1 protein-coding gene is annotated in these 208 nt (G+C 56.2%); it reads right to left on the bottom strand.

The genetic code is table 11. From position 1 onward, the window contains the following. Positions 1–208, bottom strand: a 208-nt coding sequence (locus tag A6R74_RS12965) for an NAD-binding protein (RefSeq protein WP_205634191.1), incomplete at both ends; no start/stop codon positions are given.

Genomic DNA, 208 nt, shown 5'->3' with positions numbered 1-208 from the left:
CGAGCAGCGTCGACATTCTATTACCCTCGTTGTCGTTGGTCAGCGCGCAGAAGTTATTACCCTCTTCGATGTTCTCTTCTTCCAGCAAACGCTTGCTGGTGGCGCTGCCGTGGAGCACCACGGTGCGATCAAGCCGCTCGGAGAGCGTGGTGCAGCGCTCCAGGCTGTGCTCAATGATCTTAACCTGGTGACTATGCTCCAAATGCTC

It is taken from the genome of Halomonas sp. ALS9 (assembly GCF_001651035.1).
Lineage (GTDB): Bacteria > Pseudomonadota > Gammaproteobacteria > Pseudomonadales > Halomonadaceae > Vreelandella.
The sequence above is the reverse complement of the archived record's forward strand: the minus strand, read 5'-3'. Positions and strand labels throughout refer to the sequence as shown.